The 405-nt window shown below is 59.0% G+C and carries 1 protein-coding gene; it reads left to right on the top strand.

Annotated elements, in window-relative coordinates; translation table 11 throughout:
- On the top strand, nucleotides 1-405 hold a 405-nt coding region (locus GOOTI_RS20525; RefSeq protein WP_007240529.1), incomplete at both ends, for an IS630 family transposase.

Raw genomic sequence — 405 nt, 5'->3', positions numbered from 1 at the left:
ATCGGTTCGCTTCACTCACGGCATCGCGCAACAGAATTCATCGGATTCCTCCGCAAGATCGACGCCGAGGTACCCGACGAGCTCGACGTCCACCTGGTCATGGACAACGCCTCCACCCACAAGACGCCCGCGGTCAAACGATGGCTGACCTCGCACCCACGATTCGTTGTCCACTTCACCCCGACGAGCTCATCCTGGATGAACCTCGTCGAACGCTGGTTCGCCGAACTGACCACCAAGAAACTCCAACGCTCCACCCACCGCACCGTACGAGCACTCAATGCCGACATCAGAGCATGGATCGAGACCTGGAACGACAACCCCCGCCCCTACGTGTGGGTCAAGACCGCTGACCAGATCCTCGACTCCATCGCCCACTACTGCACACGAATTAATGACTCAGGA

Origin of the sequence: Gordonia otitidis NBRC 100426, assembly GCF_000248075.1 — a bacterium.
GTDB lineage: Bacteria > Actinomycetota > Actinomycetes > Mycobacteriales > Mycobacteriaceae > Gordonia > Gordonia otitidis.
This window is presented reverse-complemented; position numbering and strand designations above follow the sequence as displayed.